General features: G+C 60.5%; 22 protein-coding genes. 19 read left to right on the top strand and 3 right to left on the bottom strand.

Annotated features, from left to right (window positions below):
- The first annotated feature begins 6 nt into the window (after nt 1-6).
- The 14 genes from ACN0VH_RS06050 to ribD all read left to right on the top strand — a co-directional run bounded on the left by ACN0VH_RS06050 (nt 7) and on the right by ribD (nt 13,472).
- Nucleotides 7-276, top strand: a complete 270-nt coding sequence (locus ACN0VH_RS06050; protein WP_417699915.1) for a sarcosine oxidase subunit delta — start codon at nt 7-9, stop codon at nt 274-276.
- The gene (locus ACN0VH_RS06045) at nt 273-3,221 is read left to right on the top strand and encodes a sarcosine oxidase subunit alpha family protein (protein ID WP_417699914.1); all 2,949 of its coding nucleotides are present in this window, start codon (nt 273-275) and stop codon (nt 3,219-3,221) included. The genes ACN0VH_RS06050 and ACN0VH_RS06045 overlap by 4 nt, the downstream gene beginning before the upstream one ends.
- Nucleotides 3,214-3,759: a sarcosine oxidase subunit gamma gene (locus tag ACN0VH_RS06040; RefSeq protein WP_417699912.1), complete on the top strand. Its 546-nt coding sequence runs from the start codon at nt 3,214-3,216 to the stop codon at nt 3,757-3,759. The genes ACN0VH_RS06045 and ACN0VH_RS06040 overlap by 8 nt, the downstream gene beginning before the upstream one ends.
- Nucleotides 3,760-3,795: 36 nt before the next feature.
- Entirely contained in the window at nt 3,796-4,134 is a 339-nt protein-coding gene (locus ACN0VH_RS06035) for a hypothetical protein (RefSeq protein WP_278921181.1), read from the top strand.
- Nucleotides 4,135-4,278: 144 nt separating this feature from the next.
- Nucleotides 4,279-6,306: a DNA primase gene (gene dnaG / locus ACN0VH_RS06030; RefSeq protein ID WP_278921180.1), complete on the top strand. Its 2,028-nt coding sequence runs from the start codon at nt 4,279-4,281 to the stop codon at nt 6,304-6,306.
- A gap of 126 nt (nt 6,307-6,432) precedes the next feature.
- A complete protein-coding gene (gene rpoD / locus ACN0VH_RS06025) occupies nt 6,433-8,424 on the top strand; it encodes an RNA polymerase sigma factor RpoD (protein WP_278921179.1) in 1,992 nt (663 codons plus the stop codon).
- 99 nt (nt 8,425-8,523) lie between these two features.
- On the top strand, nt 8,524-9,078 hold the full coding sequence (locus tag ACN0VH_RS06020; protein ID WP_417699910.1) for a thiol-disulfide oxidoreductase DCC family protein: 555 nt from the start codon (nt 8,524-8,526) through the stop codon (nt 9,076-9,078).
- 94 nt (nt 9,079-9,172) lie between these two features.
- Nucleotides 9,173-9,490 (top strand): hypothetical protein, encoded by a 318-nt coding sequence (locus ACN0VH_RS06015; RefSeq protein WP_278921178.1) that lies wholly within the window; start codon nt 9,173-9,175, stop codon nt 9,488-9,490.
- A gap of 157 nt (nt 9,491-9,647) precedes the next feature.
- The gene (locus tag ACN0VH_RS06010) at nt 9,648-10,058 is read left to right on the top strand and encodes a hypothetical protein (protein ID WP_417699909.1); all 411 of its coding nucleotides are present in this window, start codon (nt 9,648-9,650) and stop codon (nt 10,056-10,058) included.
- 97 nt (nt 10,059-10,155) lie between these two features.
- A complete protein-coding gene (locus ACN0VH_RS06005; RefSeq protein WP_278921176.1) occupies nt 10,156-10,608 on the top strand; it encodes a hypothetical protein in 453 nt (150 codons plus the stop codon).
- Between the two features lie 112 nt (nt 10,609-10,720).
- A complete protein-coding gene (locus ACN0VH_RS06000) occupies nt 10,721-11,152 on the top strand; it encodes a hypothetical protein (protein ID WP_278921175.1) in 432 nt (143 codons plus the stop codon).
- A gap of 29 nt (nt 11,153-11,181) precedes the next feature.
- Nucleotides 11,182-11,604 (top strand): secondary thiamine-phosphate synthase enzyme YjbQ, encoded by a 423-nt coding sequence (locus ACN0VH_RS05995; protein ID WP_278921174.1) that lies wholly within the window; start codon nt 11,182-11,184, stop codon nt 11,602-11,604.
- 120 nt (nt 11,605-11,724) lie between these two features.
- Nucleotides 11,725-12,189, top strand: a complete 465-nt coding sequence (nrdR, locus tag ACN0VH_RS05990; protein WP_278921173.1) for a transcriptional regulator NrdR — start codon at nt 11,725-11,727, stop codon at nt 12,187-12,189.
- 185 nt (nt 12,190-12,374) lie between these two features.
- Nucleotides 12,375-13,472 carry a bifunctional diaminohydroxyphosphoribosylaminopyrimidine deaminase/5-amino-6-(5-phosphoribosylamino)uracil reductase RibD gene (gene ribD, locus ACN0VH_RS05985; protein ID WP_278921172.1) on the top strand — a complete coding sequence of 366 codons (1,098 nt, stop codon included), beginning with the start codon at nt 12,375-12,377 and terminating at the stop codon, nt 13,470-13,472.
- A gap of 134 nt (nt 13,473-13,606) precedes the next feature.
- Here the strand turns inward: ribD and ACN0VH_RS05980 are convergent, their stop codons facing one another.
- The 3 genes from ACN0VH_RS05980 to ACN0VH_RS05970 form a co-directional block, all read right to left on the bottom strand.
- Nucleotides 13,607-15,652: a capsule polysaccharide biogenesis protein gene (locus tag ACN0VH_RS05980; RefSeq protein ID WP_278921171.1), complete on the bottom strand. Its 2,046-nt coding sequence runs from the start codon at nt 15,650-15,652 to the stop codon at nt 13,607-13,609.
- 4 nt (nt 15,653-15,656) lie between these two features.
- Nucleotides 15,657-16,790: a polysaccharide biosynthesis/export family protein gene (locus tag ACN0VH_RS05975; RefSeq protein ID WP_278921170.1), complete on the bottom strand. Its 1,134-nt coding sequence runs from the start codon at nt 16,788-16,790 to the stop codon at nt 15,657-15,659.
- A gap of 94 nt (nt 16,791-16,884) precedes the next feature.
- On the bottom strand, nt 16,885-18,177 hold the full coding sequence (locus tag ACN0VH_RS05970) for a capsule polysaccharide biogenesis protein (RefSeq protein WP_278921169.1): 1,293 nt from the start codon (nt 18,175-18,177) through the stop codon (nt 16,885-16,887).
- A gap of 231 nt (nt 18,178-18,408) precedes the next feature.
- Between ACN0VH_RS05970 and ACN0VH_RS05965 the strand changes: the two genes are divergently transcribed.
- From ACN0VH_RS05965 to ACN0VH_RS05945, 5 genes are all read left to right on the top strand, one after another.
- Entirely contained in the window at nt 18,409-18,996 is a 588-nt protein-coding gene (locus ACN0VH_RS05965) for a riboflavin synthase (protein ID WP_278921168.1), read from the top strand.
- A gap of 106 nt (nt 18,997-19,102) precedes the next feature.
- Nucleotides 19,103-20,224 (top strand): 3,4-dihydroxy-2-butanone-4-phosphate synthase, encoded by a 1,122-nt coding sequence (gene ribB, locus ACN0VH_RS05960; RefSeq protein WP_278921167.1) that lies wholly within the window; start codon nt 19,103-19,105, stop codon nt 20,222-20,224.
- Nucleotide 20,225: 1 nt separating this feature from the next.
- Entirely contained in the window at nt 20,226-20,777 is a 552-nt protein-coding gene (locus tag ACN0VH_RS05955; RefSeq protein ID WP_278921166.1) for a 6,7-dimethyl-8-ribityllumazine synthase, read from the top strand.
- Nucleotides 20,774-21,256 (top strand): transcription antitermination factor NusB, encoded by a 483-nt coding sequence (gene nusB, locus ACN0VH_RS05950; protein ID WP_278921165.1) that lies wholly within the window; start codon nt 20,774-20,776, stop codon nt 21,254-21,256. Before ACN0VH_RS05955 ends, nusB begins: the two co-directional genes overlap by 4 nt.
- A gap of 148 nt (nt 21,257-21,404) precedes the next feature.
- Nucleotides 21,405-21,734: a hypothetical protein gene (locus ACN0VH_RS05945; RefSeq protein WP_278921164.1), complete on the top strand. Its 330-nt coding sequence runs from the start codon at nt 21,405-21,407 to the stop codon at nt 21,732-21,734.
- Nucleotides 21,735-21,788 lie beyond the last annotated feature (54 nt).

Genomic DNA, 21,788 nt, shown 5'->3' with positions numbered 1-21,788 from the left:
TCAGACATGAGGATCCACTGTCCGCTATGCGGCGCGCGTGATCGCCGGGAGTTTTCCTATAAGGGAGCGGCGCTGGTACGACCGCTTGCGACGGCTGAGTCGGAGGCCTGGCACACCTATGTGCACCTGCGGGAAAATCCTGCGGGGCCTTTGGCGGAGCTTTGGTATCACGAGATGGGCTGTGGCAGTTGGCTGCAGGTGACCCGCGATACCGTGAACCATACGGTTTCAGAGGTGGTTCTGGCCCGGGATGCAGCATTGGGGGCGGGCGTATGAGGATTGCTGGCAAGGGGCAGGGCGCGGATGCCAAGACGGTGAACTTCACCTTTAATGGGCGGCATCTGATGGGGCGCGCCGGGGAGACGCTGGCGGCGGCTTTGCTGGCCAATGATATTCATCTGGTGGCCCGCTCGTTCAAGTATCATCGCCCGCGCGGCATTCTGACGGCGGGCAGTGAGGAGCCGAATGCGCTGGTCACGCTGGGCGCGGGGCCGGTGCAGGACCCCAATCAGCGGGCGACCACTCAGGAGCTTTATGAGGGGCTGGAGGCGCGCAGTCAGAATTGCTGGCCCTCGGTCGAGCATGACGTGATGGCGGTCAACAATCTTGCCGCGCCGTTTCTGGGGGCAGGGTTTTATTACAAGACCTTCATGTGGCCTGCGGCCTTTTGGGAGAAGCTTTATGAGCCGATGATCCGTCGCGCGGCGGGGCTTGGGGCCTTGTCGGGGCTGGCGGATACGGACCGCTATGAAAAGGCCTATGGGTTTTGTGATCTGCTGGTGGTTGGTGCCGGGCCTGCGGGGGTGATGGCAGCTTTGACGGCAGGACGCGCGGGTGCGGATGTCTTGCTTCTGGAGGAAGACAGCTGCCTAGGTGGGCGTCTTTTGGCGGAAGAGGAAGAGATTGACGGCAAGCCGGCGCAGATCTGGCTGCAGGAGGCCGAGGCTGAGCTGCAGCAGCTGGACAATGTACGGATCATGCGGCGCACAGCGGTGACCGGGGCCTATGATCACGGCACTTATGGCGCGCTGGAGCGGGTTGGGCATCATCTGCCACGGCAGCATTCGCTGAAGGGCAGCCAGCGCCCGCGGGAGTGTTTCTGGCGTATCGCGGCAAAGCACTGCATCCTGGCGGCGGGGGCGATCGAGCGCCCGGTGGCCTTTCGCAACAATGACCGGCCCGGCATCATGATGGCGGGGGCGGTACGCGCCTATCTCAACCGGTGGGGTGTCGCACCGGGAGAGCGGGTGACGCTGTTTTCCAACAATGATGATGCCCATCGTACCGCCCGCGACCTGGTCGCTGCCGGGGTGCATCTGGCCGCAGTCATCGACAGCCGTCATGATGCGCCCGACAGTGACCTGTATCCGGTGCTGAAGGGGGCGCAGGTCTGCAATACCAGTGGGTCCAAGCGGTTGGAGAGCATCACTGTGCGTTCCGTGCGGGGGGAAGAGCGGATCCAGAGCGATTGCCTTGCCATGTCGGGGGGGTGGAACCCTTCGCTGCATTTGACCTGCCACCTGAATGCGCGGCCCAGTTGGCGGCGAGAGCTGCTTGCCTTTGTGCCGCAGGTCGGCGCGGTGCCGGGGATGCGGGCAGTTGGTGCCTGCAATGGCAGTTTTTCCACCCATGCTGCGCTGCGCGAGGGGGCGGCGGCGGCTGATGCTGTATTGGCAGAGCTTGGGCTGCGAGTGACTGCGGCGGCGCAATTGCCAGAGGCCGAGGATCAACCCTACCGCATTGCGCCGCTTTGGGCGGTGCCGGGCAAGGGGCGGGCCTGGCTTGATTTTCAGAATGACGTCACCGTGAAGGATGTCACCCAGGCGGCGGATGAGAACTTTCGCTCTGTCGAGCATATGAAGCGCTACACCACCCAGGGTATGGCAACCGATCAGGGCAAGAATTCCAATGTGGCGGCCCTGGCGGTGCTGGCAGATGTCACCGGGCGTTCCATCCCCGAGACCGGTACCACGACCTTTCGTCCACCTTTTGTTCCGGTGGCCATCGGTGCCATGGGGGCCGGGGCGGCGGATCAGGGGTTCAAACCGCAGCGCTTTGTACCCTCGCATCTGGTTGCCGAGGAGCGCGGCGCCAGCCAGTTGGAGGTGGGGCTTTGGTACCGTGCGGCCTATTTCCCCAAACCCGGTGAAACCAACTGGCGTCAGGCCTGTGATCGAGAAATCATGTCGGTGCGCCAGTCGGTGGGGGTTTGTGATGTTTCCACCCTGGGCAAGATTGATATCCAGGGACCGGATGCGGCCAAGCTGCTGGATTTCGTCTACACCAACACCTTTAGCACGCTCAAACAGCGGCGCGTGCGCTATGGGCTGATGCTGCGTGAGGACGGGTTTGTCATGGATGATGGCACCTGCGCGCGGTTGGGGGATACACATTATGTGATGACCACCACCACGGCAGCGGCGGGTGAGGTCATGGCGCATCTGGAGTTTATCACCCAGGTGCTGCACCCGGAATGGGATCTGCGCTTTACCTCGGTGACGGAAAACTGGGCGCAGTTTGCCATTGCGGGGCCAAAGTCGCGGCTCCTGCTGAACGATCTGTTGGATCAGCCGCTGGCGCCTGCCGACTGGCCCTTCATGGCCTGTGGTGCGGTTACCGTCGGCGGTATCCAGGGGCGGCTGTTCCGGATCTCTTTCTCGGGAGAAGAGGCCTATGAACTCGCCCTGCCGGCCAGCTACGGCGACAGCCTGTTTCGCACCCTGCTGGAGCGCGCCGAGGCGCTGGGCGGTGGGGCCTATGGGATGGAGGCGTTGAATGTGCTGCGGATCGAGAAGGGCTTTGTCACCCATGCCGAAATCAATGGTACGGTGACGGCGCAGGATCTTGGCATGAAGGCGATGATGTCACAGAAGAAGGACTTCATCGGCAAGGCCATGGCACAGCGTCCCGGCCTGGTGGCGCCAGACCGCATGCAGCTGGTCGGACTGAAGCCTATCGGTGCGGTCCAGGAGCTGAGCGCGGGTGCCCATCTGTTTGACCCGGAGGCCCCGGTGGAGCGGATCCAGGATCAGGGCTATGTCACCTCGGTAGGGTTTTCGCCGCTGCTGGGGCATATGATCGCCTTGGGCTTTTTGAAACGGGGCGCATCGCGCATTGGTGATGAGATCCGGCTGGTGGATCACATGCGTGGAATCGATGCGCTGTGTCAGGTGGTGGAACCGGTGTTTTTTGACCCCGAAGGAGAACGGATGCGTGGTTGACCTGCTTGCAAAAACCGCTTGCGACGGCTTGGCGCCGTTGAACATTGGCACTGTCTGCCTGCGGGAGGGGCCGACTGTTCCCATGACGACCCTGGCACCCTATCGCGGCCAGCAGGCGGCGTTGGATGCCGCGTTGCAGGCAGCGCATGGGCTGGGTTTTCCGCCCATTGGTGGCTCTTGTCAGAGTGGCGATGCGCGCGCGCTTTGGTTTGGCCGGGATCTGGGGCTGCTTATGGGGATTGAGCCAGAGGCGACATTGGCGCAATATGCCGCCCTGACGGACCAAAGCCAGGGCTGGGCCGTGATGCGGCTAGAGGGCCAGGGGGGCGAAGAGGTGCTGGCGCGGCTCTGTCCGGTGGATCTGCGGCTTTCGGCCTTTGGTGTCGGTGCGGCCCTGCACACCGAGGCAAGGCACATGCAGGCGTCAATTTGTCGGATCGAGGAAGATTGCTTTCAGATCATGGTGTTCCGCTCTATGGCGCGAACAATGTACCATGATCTCAAAACAGCGATGGAAGCGTGGGCAGCGCGCGGGTAATCTGCCTCAACCATCAACTGATTCCGGGAGCGATCCATGATCCGCATCACCCTTGCCGCTGCTCTTTTGGCAGCGCCTGCCTATGCAGCTGAAAACAAAGAAGATAGCTGCAAGTACCAGGGCCAAGTCATGGCCGCAGTTCAGGCCGCGCGGCTGGACCGGGTTTCCCAGGCGGATGTGGAGCAGGTCATCCTGGACAGCAACCCAGAGTGGCCCGAGCAGTATTCCAAGGCGATCCCGCAGCTGACTGCGCATATCTATGCCATGAAGCGCCGCGATGTGAAGGCAACCGAGTTTGGCCCCCTGATGGAACAGCAATGTCTGGAAAACTGGGATCAGATTCAGGCGATGAAGCAACAACTCAAAACAAACTGATCCCCGGAGCCCGTTTTCCACGGCGGGCTGCCAACCGTGGGTGAAACTGGCAACTGCTGTTGTCGGTTTCTCAGAATGGCCCCTAATTCGCCGACAATACTGTCCCTGTACTGCCCCTGTCGGCACAGCTGAAAACGAACTGATATGTCTTTGACACCTGGATTCATGGATGAATTGCGCAGCCGCGTCAGCATTGCGGATGTTGTCGGGCGCAAAGTCATGTGGGATCAGCGTAAATCCAATGTCGGCAAGGGGGATCTTTGGGCTCCTTGTCCTTTTCATCACGAAAAAAGTGCTTCTTTTCATGTGGATGACCGCAAGGGGTATTATTATTGCTTTGGCTGTCAGGCCAAGGGCGACGCGCTGAAATTCATCCAGGAAACCGAAAATGTCGGTTTTATGGAGGCGGTGGAAATCCTGGCGCGCGAGGCGGGTATGGAACTGCCGGCGCGCGATCCAAAGGCCCAGCAGAAACAGGACCGCCGCACTCTGCTGATTGATGTGATGGAACAGGCCGTGCAGTTCTTCCGCCTGCAACTGAAGACTGGCAATGGCAGCATGGCGCGCAGCTACCTGCAGCGGCGCGGGTTGACGCCACCAGCGCTGGAACGCTGGGAAATCGGCTTCGCGCCGGACGGCTGGCAAAACCTATGGGATCATCTGCGCGGCAAGAATGTGCCCGAAGATCTGATCCTTGCCGCCGGTCTGGCCAAGGCCTCGACCAAGGGGGGCAAGCCCTATGATACCTTCCGCAATCGGATCATGTTTCCGATCCGTGATGCCCGCGGCCGCGCCATTGCCTTTGGTGGTCGCGCCATGGACCCCAATGATAACGCCAAGTATCTGAACTCCCCCGAAACGGATCTCTTTGATAAGGGGCGCAGCCTGTATAACCACGCGCCCGCCCGCGCCGCCGCCGGCCGGGGAACGCCGCTGATTGTTGCCGAGGGCTATATGGATGTCATTGCCCTGTCCGAGGGGGGCTTTCAGTCCTCGGTGGCGCCGCTGGGCACGGCGGTGACGGAAAACCAGTTGCAGATGCTGTGGCGCATGGCGGATGAGCCGATCATCGCGCTGGATGGTGATACCGCCGGGCTGCGCGCCGCGATGCGGGTGATCGACCTGGCGCTGCCGCTGTTGCAGGCGGGTAAATCGCTGCGTTTTGCCATCATGCCGGATGGGCAGGATCCGGATGATCTGATCAAGGCCAAAGGCCCCGAAGCGGTGCAGGCGGTGCTGGATCAGGCGATGCCGATGGTCAAGCTGCTGTGGCAGCGCGAAACCGAAGGCAAGGTGTTTGACAGCCCCGAGCGCAAGGCGGCGCTGGACAAGGCACTGCGTGAAAAGATCAAACTGATCCGGGATCCTTCGATCCGCAAACACTATGGCGATGATATTCGTGATCTGCGTTGGGAACTGTTTCGCGGTAATCGTCCCGAAGGCGCGGACCGTGATTTTCTTACCCCACCGGGCGGTGACAGCTGGAAGAGCGGCAGCGGCAAATTTGGCCGCAAGGGGGGCTTTGGCGATGGCACGCGCAAGCCCTGGAAGGGGCAGGGGGCAACACCTGCGCCCATGGCCAGCACCCGCAGTTCTGTCGTGGTGGCGGCTGATGACGCTGGCCTTGTTCGGGTGCGCCAAGCCGTGGTACTGGCGGTGGCCATTTCAACGCCAGATGTGATTGGGGAATTTGAAAGCAACCTGGAGAGGATGCCCTGCCAGGATCCCGATCTCGGGCGGCTGCGCGATCAGGTCTTGCGCTATGGTATTGATGCACCACAGACCCTGAAACAGCGCATCCTGGAAAACCTTGGCCCCCAGGCCCTTGAAAATCTGATGACCCTTGGCCATGTGGCTATTATCCCCTGCCTGCGCAGGCCCAGTGATTTTGACGCCGCGCGCCAAACCCTGGCCGAAGAATTCGCCAAACTGGAGGCCGTGCTGGGATTGGATGCTGAACTTGCCGAGGCCGAAGAGGACCTGACTGGCTTGGCGGATGAAGCCTTGACCTGGCGCCTGAAACAGGCGGCAGAGGCGCGAAACCGAGCCGTACGCAGTGAAAACGAGGACAAGGCCAACTTTGATGTGGGCGAAAACGGCGCGCGCCTCGACCGCGAGGAACTCGACGCTTTTGGCGCCCTTTTGGACAGGATTGGCTTCTCTGAGAAGTGATTCGTGGCATCCGCGAGTCGTTTTGCTAAGGAAGAGCCAAAGAAAATTCGCTAAACCGGGTGACGAATCACACGATCGCGCTAATGATTCGGCATCCGAATCGCCCAGCCTCTTAGGGAGCAATGAATGGCCGCCAAAGATAACGACGACCGTAAGCCTGACGATCAGGACGCTGAAATCACGCTGGATATGAGCCAGGCCGCGGTCAAGAAGATGATCGCTGAAGCCCGTGAGAAAGGCTACATCACTTATGATCAGCTGAACCAGGTGCTGCCGCCCGATCAGGTCAGCTCGGAGCAGATCGAAGATGTGATGTCGATGCTGTCCGAGATGGGCATCAATATCATCGAAGATGAAGAAGTCGACGAGGACGACCAGAAAGGGTCAACCGAACTGGTCTCTGCCGATAGCCCGCGTGAGGTTGCGGTTGCTGGTACTGCTTCGGAAAAACTGGATCGTACCGATGACCCCGTGCGCATGTACCTGCGCGAGATGGGCACCGTCGAACTGCTAAGCCGCGAAGGCGAAATTGCCATCGCCAAGCGGATCGAGGCTGGTCGCAACACCATGATTGCGGGCCTGTGCGAAAGCCCGCTGACCTTTCAGGCCATCACTATCTGGCATGATGAACTTCTGTCCGAAGACATTCTGCTGCGCGATGTGATCGACCTTGAGGCGACCTTTGGCAATCAGCTGGATGAAGAGGGAGACGCGGAAGAACCGGTGGTTCCGGTAACGCCGGGGGCTGCTCCGGCCGCCCAGCCTGCCAAGGATACCGGACCCGAACTCGACGCGGACGGCAACCCGATTGCCGATGACGATGAAGATGACGAAGACGAGCAGGCCAATATGTCCCTCGCCGCGATGGAAGCGGCGCTGAAGGATCGCGTTCTTACCACATTGGAGCGGATCTCGACCGATTTTTCCCAGCTATCGGAAATGCAGGACAGCCGGATTTCGGCCACCCTGAACGAAGACGGCTCTTTCACCAAGGGCGACGAGGCAACCTATCAGTCCCTGCGCTCTGAAATTGTTGAGCTGGTGAACGGGCTGCATCTGCATAACAACCGGATTGATGCGCTGATCGACCAGCTGTACGGCATCAACCGCCGGGTCATGCAGATTGACAGTTCCATGGTGAAGCTGGCCGACCAGGCCCGCATCAACCGTCGTGAATTTGTCGAGGCCTATCGTGGCCGAGAACTGGATCCGAACTGGCTGACGGAAATGGGCGAAAAGCCGGGCCGTGGCTGGCAGATGTTCATCGAGCGTTCGACCGAAAAGGTCGAAGAGCTGCGCGCCGACATGGCGCAGGTGGGCCAGTACGTCGGTCTGGATATCTCGGAATTCCGCCGCATCGTGCAGCAGGTGCAAAAAGGCGAAAAAGAGGCCCGTCAGGCCAAGAAGGAAATGGTCGAGGCCAACCTGCGTCTCGTGATCTCCATCGCCAAGAAATACACCAACCGCGGGTTGCAATTCCTCGACCTCATTCAGGAAGGCAACATCGGCCTGATGAAGGCGGTGGACAAGTTCGAATACCGTCGCGGCTATAAATTCTCGACCTACGCGACGTGGTGGATCCGTCAGGCGATCACCCGCTCGATCGCCGATCAGGCGCGCACCATCCGTATTCCGGTGCATATGATCGAAACCATCAACAAGCTGGTGCGCACCGGCCGTCAGATGCTGCACGAGATCGGCCGCGAGCCGACGCCGGAAGAGCTGGCCGAAAAGCTGCAAATGCCGCTGGAAAAGGTCCGCAAGGTGATGAAAATCGCCAAGGAGCCTATCTCTCTCGAAACCCCGATCGGGGACGAGGAAGACAGCCAGCTGGGCGATTTCATCGAGGACAAGAATGCCGTGCTGCCTTTGGACAGCGCCATTCAGGAAAACCTCAAGGAAACCACCACCCGCGTGCTGGCGTCGCTCACCCCGCGTGAAGAACGGGTTCTGCGGATGCGTTTCGGCATCGGCATGAACACCGACCACACGCTGGAAGAGGTCGGCCAGCAGTTCAGCGTGACCCGTGAACGGATCCGCCAGATCGAGGCCAAGGCGCTCAGGAAGCTGAAGCACCCCAGCCGCTCGCGCAAACTGCGCAGCTTCCTTGATCAATAAGTTCAGAAGGCGCTCCCGTTGGGGGCGCCTTTTTTCTATGAATGCGGGCGCCAACGAGTGGGCTAAGAATTGCCTGCTCAATTGGAAACGTTCGGCCAATTGAGCAGCCCAGCGTCGCCGCTGGGCGTACCTGGGGATAGCTGCCTGAACGATGTCGATACCCATATAAGTGTCTCCAGACCTAGCGCAGAGCTTCTGGCTACAGACCTCATCGTCTTTGATGGGGAATGTGTGCTGTGTTCGCGTTTCTTGCGCTTCATGCTGCGCCATGACAGGGCGCAGCGCTTTTCCTTTGCCACGGCGCAGTCAGACCTGGGCCAGCGACATTTCCGCGATCTGGGCCTGCCGCAGGACAGGTTTGAAACCATGCTGGTGGTTGTGGGTGGCCAGACCTATCAGCGGCTGGATGCCTTTGCTGCCGCAATGCGGGCTTTGCCGGGGGGCTGGCCTTTGCTTGGGATATGCCGCTTCCTGCCCGCCCGTGTTAAAGATCTGCTGTATCATGCTGTGGCCCGAAATCGGTATCGCCTGTTTGGCCGCCACAGCGCCTGTCTGGTGCCGGATGCGGATTTGCAGGCGCGGTTTCTCGATTGGGTCCCGGCAGGGGCGGTGCCGGTCGCAAAGCCCGGGCGCGACGGGGACACCTCAAGTTAACCATTCGTTAACCTTTCCCCTTGTCGCGGGGCCGTTGGCGCGTTTACACTCTTCTTGCACTTGTTGTCTTACATGCACCGCCTTTGGGGGACCGATGTCTGCAAATCAAAACCTGACCACGGCGCTGGAAGCGCTGGAAGCGCTGGAAGATCAGCTCAGAACGCTGCAAACTCTGACCAATGCCAATGAATTCATGGTTGCCGCGCTGAAAGAACAGGGCGATGCCCTCAAGTCGATGGAGCCGGAACCGGCGCGCGATTTGCTGCGCTCGCAGGCGCGTGAACGGTTCAGCCAGGATCATGGCAGCGCCCCGGATGAGGCAGTTCTGAGTATCCTGGAGCAAAGCCTGGGTAAGGGGCTGGGCGCAGAAATTATTCCGTTTCCCGGCCCGGCTGCGCGGAAAGCGGACTAGGCCTGAATTGTCGCGCGGCAAATGCCGGTTGAATGCCTCTTGGCGTGATGGCGCATTGCATGCGCATTTTGCCAGTCCTGCTGTGTTCTCGGGGGTGTTCCCCTTGGAACACGCGGGCTTTTTTCCTATGTATGTGGCAAGCAAGGGAAAATGATTGATGAAAAAGCAACTTATCGCCACCGCATTGACCGCAGCCCTATTGGTGCCCGTCAGCGCTGATGCCTTTACCACACCGCGTGGCGTGCGGGTGAACCCAGTGGATGATGTGGTCTTTGAAGTCATTCCGAAAAGCTCTGGCAGCTATGGTGATTTCTGGTGTGGCGCATCGGAATATGCCCGCCGGGTCAAGGGGGCAGGCTGGCGTGATCTGGTCTATGTGGTGCGCGGGCGCGGCGACAGTGTTACCACGGGGCGGCGTTCTGCAGCGCAATTCACCCTGTCACCCGACAAGGTCGATCTTCCCCCTGCGCCACAGGGATGGCTGGCCCTCGGGATCAAGCCGGGTGATCGTATGTCGGTGCAACAGGCCCGCAACTATTGTGATCAGTTTCCGGTTCGATCCAACTGATCTGGCCAAAAAGATGTTGAAATGATTTCCCACGCCCTAAATGATCAGCTGCAAGGGGAACGACGCAACGTGCCCCGGTGTTGATTTAGGGGCTACAATGAAATGTGCCACAACAACGGCTGTCGTCGGTTCAGGCGGTTGGTCAGTCCGCTTTAAGGTGGCCCTGTGCTGCGCGGTTGGCCTGACCCTTGCGGCCCCGGCAGAGGCCTTTACCTCCAGAGATGGCAGCCGGGTCAATCCTGTATCTGATGCGATTTTTGAAGTTATCCCGCGCAGTGGCGGCGCAGGGCGGCTGTACTGGTGCGGGGCGGCAGATTACGCCCTGCGTGCGCATAAGGCCCCCTGGCAGGCACAGCTGACCATTTCACGGGCGCTCGCTGCGAGCGAGACAACAAACCGGCGCTCGGCGGTGCAGTTCACCCTGCAGCCCGCGCTGGTTGATGGGTTGGAGGCGCGCCCATACGGCAGCGTCAATGGGTTGGCGCGGGGCGATACCATGTCGGTGCGCGATGCGTTTGATCTATGCAATCAGCTGCCGGTCGGATTTTGATGGCTGGCATGATGGGCAAAGGGGCAGGTGGCGCTGGCTGGACGTGCGATCTGGTCCTATACCGATCTGACACCAACTGGCGTGATGCCAAGGGGGAACTGTGAGAAACAACATGCGAACGAGGCTGCGCAAAGGTACAACGCGGGCAGCTATCCTGCTTTTTCTGGGCGGGGTTCCGATGGGGGCACAGGCCTGGTGGGCCTGGAACCGACATGAGGTCTTTCCGGTTTCCGAGGGCGTCTGGGAGGTCGTCAGTCAGGTTGGATCTGGGGCGCAGGATTATTGGTGCGGGATTGGCGATTTTGCCCTGCGCGAGCTGCGCACCAAGGCAACTCAGCGGATCTACATCTGGCAAGGCATCGGGCCTTCGGTGACCCGACCGGGCCGCAAATCGGTTCAGTTTTCGCTGACGCCGCCACCGGGCGGCGACACCCAGCCGCGCCTGTCGCTGAGCGTGAAGGCCGTTGGTGACAACCTGAATGCGGCGACGGCGCGCAACTATTGCACCGACCGGCTGGAAGATCTGTTCTATCCCATTAACTGACAGCGCGACCTGGGCAGTGGTTCTGTAGCATGCAGCATGAATTTGAAATCCGCACCCAGGGTGCTGGTCTCTACGAGTGTACCGCGGATCTGCGGCACTGGTTGGCCGGTGTTGGCGGGCTCCGTTCGGGGCTGCTGACGCTGTTTGTGCGCCATACTTCCTGTTCACTTCTGATCCAGGAAAACGCCGACCCCGAGGTGCAAACAGATCTGCAGGCCTTTTTTAGCCGGTTGGTGCCTCCTTCGGATCATCCCTCGATGCGCTATCTGCGCCATACCTATGAAGGCCCTGATGATATGCCTGCCCATATCAAGGCGGCGATGATGCCGGTGAGCCTGTCGATCCCGTTCAGCGACGGTAGCCTGGGCCTGGGCACCTGGCAGGGCGTATATCTGTTTGAACACCGCCAAGCGCCCCACCAGCGCAAAATTCTGGCGCATCTCAGCGCGTGACTTGGCTGATTTAGCGGTTGAATTTCTCCTCTACCCAATTCCTAGCGGCTGCCCTATAGTTGTGGATAAATGTGCGCAACTAAGCACAATTAACGGGTATTGGGATAAGGGGATCGGCAAATGCGCTGTCCGTTTTGCGGGAATATCGACACTCAAGTAAAGGACTCGCGTCCCGCCGAGGATCACGTTTCGATCCGTCGGCGCAGGTTTTGTCCGGCCTGTGGCGGTCGCTTCACGACCTATGAACGGGTGCAGTTGCGCGATTTGGTCGTGGTGAAAACCAACGGCAAGCGGGAAGATTTCGACCGGGACAAACTTGAACGCTCGATCCGTATTTCAATGCAGAAACGCCCCATCGACCCAGAGCGGATCGACCAGATGATCTCTGGTATTGTGCGGCGGTTGGAAAGCATGGGCGAGACGGATATCTCTTCCAGCAAGATTGGTGAAATCGTGATGGAAGCCCTGGCCCGGATTGATACGGTGGCCTATGTGCGCTTTGCCAGCGTTTACAAGAATTTCCAGGCTGCGGATGACTTCGAAGATTTTGTCCATGAGCTGCGCCCTGATGTCCCTGGTGATTAACCTAGGCTAAGAGGGCCGACACTGACGACACGCAGCAGGCCCGGGGCTTGCTGCGTTTTTTCTGCGGGCTATTGTTACCCCTATGATCCGGTTGCGGGGGCAGGGGAACTCGGCCTGATGCTGCACTTCTCATCACTGGGGTGTGGGGCTATGTAGGGGCAAGATCAGAAATAGGCGGTGATCAGGTGGCAGATACAGATACACGGTATATGGCGTTGGCGCTGTCGTTGGGGCGGCGGGGGCTGGGCAATTGCTGGCCCAACCCGGCGGTTGGCTGTGTGCTGGTGCGCGAGGGACGGATTGTCGGCCGCGGCTGGACCCAGCCCGGCGGCCGCCCCCATGCCGAGGTCGAGGCGCTGACCCAGGCCGGAGAGCTGGCACGGGGTGCTACAGCCTACGTCACGCTGGAACCCTGTTCGCATCAGGGCAAGTCTCCGCCCTGCGCTGACGCGCTGATCAAGGCGGGGATTTCGCGACTGGTCGCGGCGATTGGTGATAGTGATCCGCGGGTTTCAGGCCAAGGGTTTGAGAGGCTGCGCCAAGCCGGGATCGCGGTCACTGTCGGGGTTCTGGCAGAGGAGGCCGCGCGCGATCACGCTGGGTTTTTCTTCAAGACGGAACTGGGCCGCCCCTTGGTGACGCTGAAGCTGGCCAGCAGTTTTGATGGCCGTATCGCCACAGGATCTGGCCAGAGCAAATGGATAACCGGTCCCGAGGCCCGCCGTGAAGTCCATGCCATGCGGGCGCGTCACGATGCGGTCATGGTCGGGGCTGGTACGGCGCGGGCGGATGATCCGTCGCTGACGGTGCGCGATCTTGGCGCTGCCCATCAGCCGGTGCGGGTGGTGGTGTCACGGCACCTCGATCTGCCGTTGATCAGTAAATTGGCCACCTCTGCCGCAGAGGTGCCGTTGTGGCTGTGCCATGGCGCTGGCGCTGATGTTGAACGCAGGCAGGCCTGGGAAGGGCTTGGCGCGCGGCTGCTGCCCTGTGCCAGCCGCGGTGTTCAGTTGGATCCACAGGACCTGTTGCAACAGCTGGGCCACGCCGGGCTGACGCGGCTCTTTTGTGAAGGTGGCAGCGCGCTTGCGGCCTCGCTCTTGGCTTTTGATCTGGTGGATGAGCTGATTGGCTTTACCGCTGGGCTGGGTATTGGTGCCGAAGGTCTGCCGTCGATTGGCGCGCTGGGGCTACATAGTCTGGAGGCCGCAAGCCGGTTTGATCTGATCGAGACCCGCGCGGTTGGCGGCGATGTGCTGCACCGCTGGCGCCGCCCGACCTAACGCTGCCTGACCTGACACTGCCCTGCCTGTTGCGACGTGACCTGCGGCATCACAGGGGCTAGGGCATGGCGGGCAAAAGTGGGGATCGGATTTGAGCGGCCAAAACAGGTGACATCGGATGAACGCGGCTAGCTTTAGCCACGTCGCCATAGATGCGCATAGGTGGCAAAGGCCCCTTGAAGTTTGGCCAGCCCCCGGTTGCCCAGCCCCGCCTGTGGCAGGGCGCCAGATATCAGCCGCTCGACCACCACTTCGGGCGGGCAGGGTTGGCGTGTGACCGGATCAAAATAGCGCGGATAATCAATCAGAACCGCATGTGCCAGCCCCAACAGATCTGGGCGGGCCTGGCGCCAGGGCGGGGCGGGGCGGTGGTCCCGTGTCAGCCCCCAGCCGGCATAAAAGGGCAGACCCAGGGTGGTTACCTTGATGCCGCGCAGCAGTGCTTCAAACCCCAGCAATGAGGTCATGGTCCAGACCTCCTGCACCACATCCAGCAGCGCCATGGCATCGCAGTTGCTGGCCACCACATCGGCAAGCCCCTCGGGGATCCCTTTTGCTGTCAGGCCGCCGTTGCGCAGGCCTGCTTCGACATCGGGATGGGGTTTATAGATTATGATGGCCTTTGGGTTGGCCTTACGGGTGGCGCGCAGCAACGCCAGGTTGGTATTGATGCGGCCACATCCGGCAGTGATCGAAGCATCGTCTTCCACCTGACCTGGCACCAGAATGCAATGCCCGGCGGGCAGATCGGGCAGGTTGGTCTGCATATCGGTCAGGTTGTATTTTGACAGGCTGTGGCGGATCAGCTGCTGGACCAGGGCTTCGGCGCGCATGGCCTCAGCCGGGCCAAGATCGGCGCGTTGCGTGATCAGGTCATCCAGATCACTGGGCTGGCGCGGATCGTAGTAGATGCCCTGCCGGTCCACCACCAACGAGAGCGGCGGCACCAGATCGGCCCCCAACCCGCGCGAGCGCAGAAAGCCATCCTCGACCCGGCTGGCCCCGGCATGGGTTTCGGCATCGGCCTTGCTGGCCCAGACCATCCAGTTGCGGCCGGTCTTGCGTGCGGTTTCACAGTCTTCGGTGAAATGTAGTTTCTTGTGCTGGCCAAAGAAGCCCTGCAGCGGTTTGCGTTTCCACAGCCGCATGCCCGAGGCGCTCCAGCCGGCGCGATCCTGACGCCAGGCGCGGGTGCTGGCCTCCAACGTGTCGATCACCCGCTCCAGTTGACAAAGCTGATCACTAAAGGGGTCGTACCAGGTTGGATAGAGAAACATCGCACCAGAAAACAATTGCGCCCGCGTCAGCCTACGTTGGCGGCGCGCCAGGGGCTCTTCGTCTTCGGTCAGGCCCCAGCCGGCATAGAAGGGCTGGCCAAAGACGCGGGGCCTGTGCCCGGCCAGGATGGCCTCGAACCCCAGTTGAGACGAAACGGTATAGACCGCAATCGCCCCTTCCAGCAGCGGCCAGGGGGAAACCGGTGCGCTGAACATCTCTATCCGGCCCTGGGCGTCCTTGTTGGTGAAATGCCCCGGTCTCTTGCCGGCAGCTGTTTCCGGGTGGGTCTTGATCAAAATGCGCGCGCCGGGGTGTTCTTGCTGCGCAAAGACCAGCATCTCGCAAAAGCGGGCGCGGTTGGCCTTGGAGGCGGTCACGGAGGCATCGCCGCGCAGCTGGTCCACCACCAATACATAGCCGGGATCCGGCACCGGCGCGCTGGCGGAAAAGGCGTTGTATTTGCTGAGGTGGGCATCTTCTATACGGCCAATGGCGTTGCGGGCGCGGCGCATCATCTGGCTGTCGTCCAGCGGGTGCGTCGCCAGAATCTCCTCCAGATCAGAGGGTTGCGCGGGATCAAAATGCACCCCCTTGCGATCCAACAGCAGCCCCAGAGGGGGCTCTTTGCTGGCGCGGCCTGGGTGGATCGAGCGCAGGAAGGCGTCTTCGACATGCAGCAGGCTGACACCGCGTTTTTCGGCGACGGCCCGGCCGCGATGGGCGGTGGGAGAGTTGCCCCAGATGCCGACCAGATCGTCTTGCTGTGGCAGGCCGAGGCGGGTGTGATAGCCCGCCAGATCCAGAATGCGCCGAATTCGGGGTTGGGTGAGAAAGCCACCATTGTAAACAAAAAGCCGGGAGCCTTGGCTCCCGGCTTGGGGTCTGTCTGTCTGTCTGGTCATATGCTCAGCCGCCAAACAAGGTATCCACACTGGCAAGTGGCGTCAGCGGGCTGGCCAGGAGCGAGATCGTCTTGGTCCACTGTGCATAGGGCGCTTCGGTTACATAGAGCGTGTCTTCGTCGCGGACCACAAAGTCGCGCGCAATAAACAAACCGTTGGGTTGGGTTAGATTCAGCACGTAGACCATACGCTGGGCGCCGATCAGGTCGTCCCGGCCCAGCACCTGATTGGCAATGGCGGCTGGTTCGTTGCGGAAGATAAACACCCCAGTCGGATCAGAGCTGGTTGAAATCAATCCGCCCACCTGGGCAATCGCCTCAAGCGCCGAAAGATCCTGACTTTCAAATGGTACCCGCGCCTGGGCGCTGGTTGCCCCAAGGGCGGTGAAAGAGCGGCTGTCTGATTCCACCAGAATGCGGTCTCCGCCGCGCAGGGCGATGTCCAGCTCGGGGTGGTTGAACAGATCCTGGAACCAGATCTTGCCCTGCTGTTCGCCACGGATCACCGTCACTTGAGCAATTTCGGGTTCGATTGCGACGCCACCGGCGCGCGCCAGCATGGTCGACAGGGTGCGGGTGGGGCGTTCAATTGGATAGACACCCTGGCCACCGACGGCACCGGTCAGGCTGACGGTAGAGCCATCGCCTGCCACGCGGCGCACCTGAACCTGTGGGTCCGGTGTCTGATCTTCGAGCTTCGCGGTTATGACCTCCCGCAGTTGTTCGGGGGTATTGCCAGAGGCGCGCAGGCGCCCGGCATAGGGCACAAAGATATAACCCGCACTATCCACCTGCACCTCTTCGAGTGCGGTGGCATTGGTGGCTTCATTGGCTAGCAACCCGTCATCGACGTTTTCCCAGATGGTCAGCCCCAGCACATCGCCAGGGCGGATGGTATCGGAGGTGAGCTGACCAGCCGTCACAAAGCCGTCGGAAAATCCAAGGGCGGGAACCACAGCGGTGGCACGGGTAACACGGTCATTGACGGATACGATAAAGGCGTCGCCTTCTTTCTGAACCGACCCCGCAAATATTTGGCGTTTACTGGGGCCGACTTTTGGCAAGCTACAAGACGCCGCCAGCGTCAGTGCAGCAAGAATCGCCACGGGCCGCACCCAGGAAAGAGGGACGTTTTTCACTGCTCGGTCTCCTCGACCTATTATTGTTTTGCCTCAGTTTTTTGGAAAGACTAGTGCAGTTTTCTGATAAAATCCAGTGTTGCAGTCAGCGCGCTTAATTGACCACAGACAACTGTTGCCGAGGGGCCGCTGTGCCATGGCGCAGTGCATCATAGGGATCATGCGGCGACAGCATCATGTCCACCACATGACGCAGCAGTTGCCGCCGTCCTGAGCGCGAATAATATCCCCCCGGCACCTGCGAGGTTTCCAGCAGGTAGCGGCGATATTCTTTATAGGCGCGATTGTCGGGGCGGGCAGGGCCTGCAAAGAACTGTGCCAGTGGCTGATCCGAGGTGAATTCAGCCTTGTCATACACCGCCGCGCCAAACACCTTGAGCGGAATACCGCGCCACAGAACCTGCTGACCGGCGGTTGAGTTCACCGTGACGGCGGTGCGGGCCTCGTTCAGCAGCGCGGCCAGCTTGCCGCCGCGCACATAGTGGATCCGGTCTTGAATACCATGCATCCGCGCGAGGCGCCGCAGTTCCTGTCGGATGGGGCTGCGGCCATCCTCAAGCGGGTGGGCCTTGATCACCAGATGGTGGTGACGTGGTGCCCCGGCAGCAAAGCCGATGATCACCTCGGTCAGGAAATCGGTCATGCTGTCAAAGGGGGAATGCATCTGGAATGAACTGTCATGGGCCAGTTGCAGCAACGCCAGGTGATAGGGAAATCCACCATTGCGGATGCGGCGGGTGGCCAGCCGCCGTTCCAGTGCCTGTGCAGGCATCAGGATCAACCGTTTGAGGTGGAGCTGAAATTCGCGGGTAACCGGCAGCGCGCGATGCGGTTGAAAGTTTCGGTACTTGCGGTTCCAGAACATCACAAACCAGTGGTACAGCGCGCCGTAGAACACATGCTGGCGCATGTCCCCCCAATGGGCCGGTGGCAGCGGCGCCTCGAGGTCTGAACGCGCCAGTGCTGTCTGCATTTCAGCCACATCGGTTTGCATCAGGCGCGAATGCCCATTGGTCCCCTCGCGCTCATAGGTCACCCAATAGGGGCGCAGGTAGCCCTCTTCAAACACATGGACCCGCAGGCCGCAGGCGCGGGCGGCTGCGATGGCCTGGGCGTGGATCGGGCGCGTATCGCCATAAAGTACGATATCGGTGATGCCCTTGTCGCGGCAGGTCTGCTCAAAAAACGGCTGCCAGTCCGACAGCGTATCGCGAAAGGGAATGTATTGCGCGCGGTTGCGCCAGAAAGCCTGATCGCCGGCATTGAATCCAATGCGCCAGACGCCGCAGCCTGCGGTGCGCAGCATCTTGCCCAAAGCGTTGAAGAACGGTCCGTGCGGCCCCTGCAGGAACAGGAAAATGCGTCTATCTTGGCTATGGGCTTGCATCAGGGCACAATAACATTCTGAGTTTAGGATCTGGTTTGCCTAGCAGGGCACTGGGGCGAAACTATGGCTGGCACTACTGCGGCCTGCCCCGTGCCATAGCGGCTTGCGCGGGCCATCGCAATCTATTGCGCCGGGTGCCACGTGTTTGCAGGGGCAGGGGCCTTGTCGCGGCCTGTCGGCTCGGCTACCTCTGGGCCAGGATCCCTGCCGCAACCATAGGAGAGCAGCCAGATGTTCACCGGTATTATCACTGACATTGGAACCATTGCCCAGCTTGATCAGCAGGGCGACCTGCGCGCGCGGATCACCACCGGCTATGACACTGCAGGCATTGATCTGGGCGCCTCTATCGCGTCGGATGGGGTTTGCCTGACGGTGATCGAGCTGGGCTCTGATTGGTACGATGTGCAGATCTCGGCTGAAACGGTGTCCAAGACCAATATTGGAGCCTGGACGGTTGGCAAACGGGTGAACCTTGAACGTGCGCTCAAGGTCGGCGATGAGCTGGGCGGGCATATCGTTTCGGGCCATGTCGATGGTGTTGCCGAGGTTGTGGCGATGCAGGAGGAGGGTGATAGCACCCGTGTGACCCTGCGCGCCCCGGCTGCGCTGGCGCGGTTTATCGCCCCCAAGGGATCGGTTGCGCTGAATGGCACCTCGCTGACGGTGAACGATGTGACAGGCTGCGACTTTGGCATCAACTTCATCCCCCATACCAAAGAGGCGACCACATGGGGGGACGTGGCGCTGGGCGATCAGGTGAATTTGGAAATCGACACCCTCGCCCGCTATGTCGCACGTCTGAACGAGGCAGGCTGACGCCACCGCTTGTGGGGCTGGCCTTTGCATCACGACTGGGCTATTTCGCCTATGTACCCCGATGGGCGATGGGCTCTGCGGGCATCTGTAGTGAAAGGCTGTGAACATGAGCTTTGAAACACCGGGGCCGGTCGAGGCCCGTTTGCGCGCGGCGATCAGCCCGATTGAAGAGATCATCACAGAGGCCCGCGAGGGGCGGATGTTCATTCTGGTCGATCACGAAGACCGAGAGAACGAAGGCGATCTGGTGATCCCGGCGCAGGCTGCAGATGCAACTGCCATCAACTTCATGGCAACCCACGGACGCGGCCTGATCTGTCTGACATTGCCCGCCGAACGTATCGAGGCGCTGGGCTTGCCGATGATGGCGATGCATAATTCCTCGCGCCATGAGACCGCCTTTACCGTGTCGATCGAGGCGCGCGAAGGCGTGACCACAGGCATCTCTGCGGCGGATCGTGCGCTGACAGTGGCCACCGCGATTGATCCAGAAAAAACTGCGGCTGATATTGCCACGCCGGGCCATGTCTTTCCGCTGCGCGCCCGCCGCGGTGGCGTGTTGCAACGGGCAGGCCATACCGAAGCGGGCTGCGATGTGGCGCGCCTGGCCGGGCATTATCCTGCCTCGGTGATCTGCGAGATCATGAATGAGGATGGCACCATGGCGCGGCTGCCCGATCTGGTGGATTATGCGGAAAAGCACGGGCTGAAGATTGGCACCATTTCCGATCTGATCACCTATCGTTCACGCAATGACAATCTGGTGGTGGAAACAAGCCGCAGCACCGTGACCTCTGAATTTGGTGGTGACTGGGAGATGCGGCTGTTCACCGATCAGATTCACGGTGTTGAGCATGTGGTGCTGATCAAGGGTGATATCTCCAGTGGTGGTCCGGTGCTGACCCGCACCCATGCGCTGCACGAAGCCTCGGATGTTCTGGGGCTTGGCCCCAAGCCGGTGCGCGAACTGCCCCGCGCGATGGAACTGATCGCAGATGAAGGGCGCGGTGTCGTCTGCCTGTTCCGCGAGCCACGCCATGCGCTCTATGCGCCCGAAGATGAAGGCCCGCGTACCATCAAGCAAACCGGTCTTGGGGCGCAGATCCTGTCAGAGCTGGGGTTGGATGAGCTGGAGCTTTTGACGGATTCGCCTGCCACCACCTATCTTGGGCTTGATGCCTATGGGCTGTCCATCGTAGGCACCCGCCCGATCCTGAAGGAGTCCTGATATGGCCGGACACGAACAGCACTACATCATGCCGCGCCCCGAATTTGACAAACCGGTCAAGCTGGCCATTGTCATATCGCCCTACTACAAGGACATCGCCGACAATATGCTGGCAGGGGCGCAGGCCGAGATCGAAGCCGTTGGCGGCAGCTTTGAAGTGATCGAAGTTCCCGGCGCGTTGGAAATTCCAACCGCGATCGCCATTGCCGACCGGAAATCAAACTTTGATGGGTTTGTGGCACTGGGCTGCGTTATTCGCGGTGAAACCACCCACTACGATACGGTCTGCAATGACAGCAGCCGCGCCATTCAATTGCTTGGCCTGCAGGGGCTGTGCATCGGCAACGGTATCCTGACGGTGGAAAATCGCAAACAGGCCGAGGTGCGCGCCGATCCCGATGATCAAAACAAGGGGGGCGGCGCGGCTGCTGCAGCCTTGCATCTTATTGCGCTGACGCGTAAGTGGGGCGCCCAGACCAAGGGAGTCGGCTTCAAGGCGCCTTCCGAAGCCATTCAGCTGGCTGGCACAGAAAACGGACCCCGCACAGCATGACCCATTCGGACAGCGCCCCCAAGGGCAATGGCAAAACTCAGATGAAATCCGCCGCCCGGCTATATGCCGTTCAGGCACTGTTTCAGATGGAACACAGCGATCTGACCTTTGACAAGGTGATTGCGGAATTTGAAAATCATCGCTTTGGTGCCACCTATGACGGCGATGAAATGGCCGAGGGTGACACTGGCCTGTTTCGCAAGTTGTTGAAAGATGCGGTGAATTTTCAGGCGAAGATTGACCAGATGACCGATCGCGCCCTGGTGGCGAAATGGCCCATCGACCGGATCGACCCCACCCTGCGGGCGCTGTTTCGCGCTGCCGGGGCCGAATTCACCCAGTCGCAAACGCCGCCCAGGGTGGTGATCAACGAATTTGTAGATATTGCCCGCGCTTTCTTTCCCGAAGGCAAAGAGCCTAAATTCGTCAATGCAGTGCTGGATCATATGGCCCGCGAGGCAAAGCCCGAAGCTTTTTAACGGGCCGTTCACCCCCGGAAAAAACACACGGATGCGCGCCCCTTGGGGCGCGTTTTTGCTTTCGGCCATTTCCCGCCTGTATGATACAAGCGCTGGACCTTGCAGGGCAGAGTGCTAGAGTATCCATTGAAACATGGATGAGGTGGTCATGCCCAAGCTGGTGAAACTCTACATCAAGAATGTTGTCATTGGATTTGCGATCGCGGCAGGCTTTGTGGCGATGTTGCTCTGGTTCAATGTCATGAATCTCTGGGGGCTGGTCAGCCAGTCCAGCGACGGTATTCTGGCGGTCTTTCTGCTGTGGTTCATGAACGGAATCGTCTTTGCCGGGGTGCAGTTTGCCTGGGTGATCATGGCGATGGCGAAAAAGGACAGCGGCCCCCGTGGTGGCACGCCTATCGCCCATTCGTTTGAGCCGATCCGCATCAAGGCAGAGGCCCCATCGCCGCAAAACCGCCCGCGTCAGCGTCGCCGCTAGGCTGCCCTAGGGGCCAGCATCTGGACCGACTTGCGGGCGTTGCCTTTGTGTGGC

Origin of the sequence: Pseudophaeobacter sp., from assembly GCF_048267565.1 — a bacterium.
GTDB classification, from domain to species: Bacteria; Pseudomonadota; Alphaproteobacteria; order Rhodobacterales; family Rhodobacteraceae; genus Pseudophaeobacter; species Pseudophaeobacter profundi.
The sequence above is the reverse complement of the archived record's forward strand: the minus strand, read 5'-3'. Positions and strand labels throughout refer to the sequence as shown.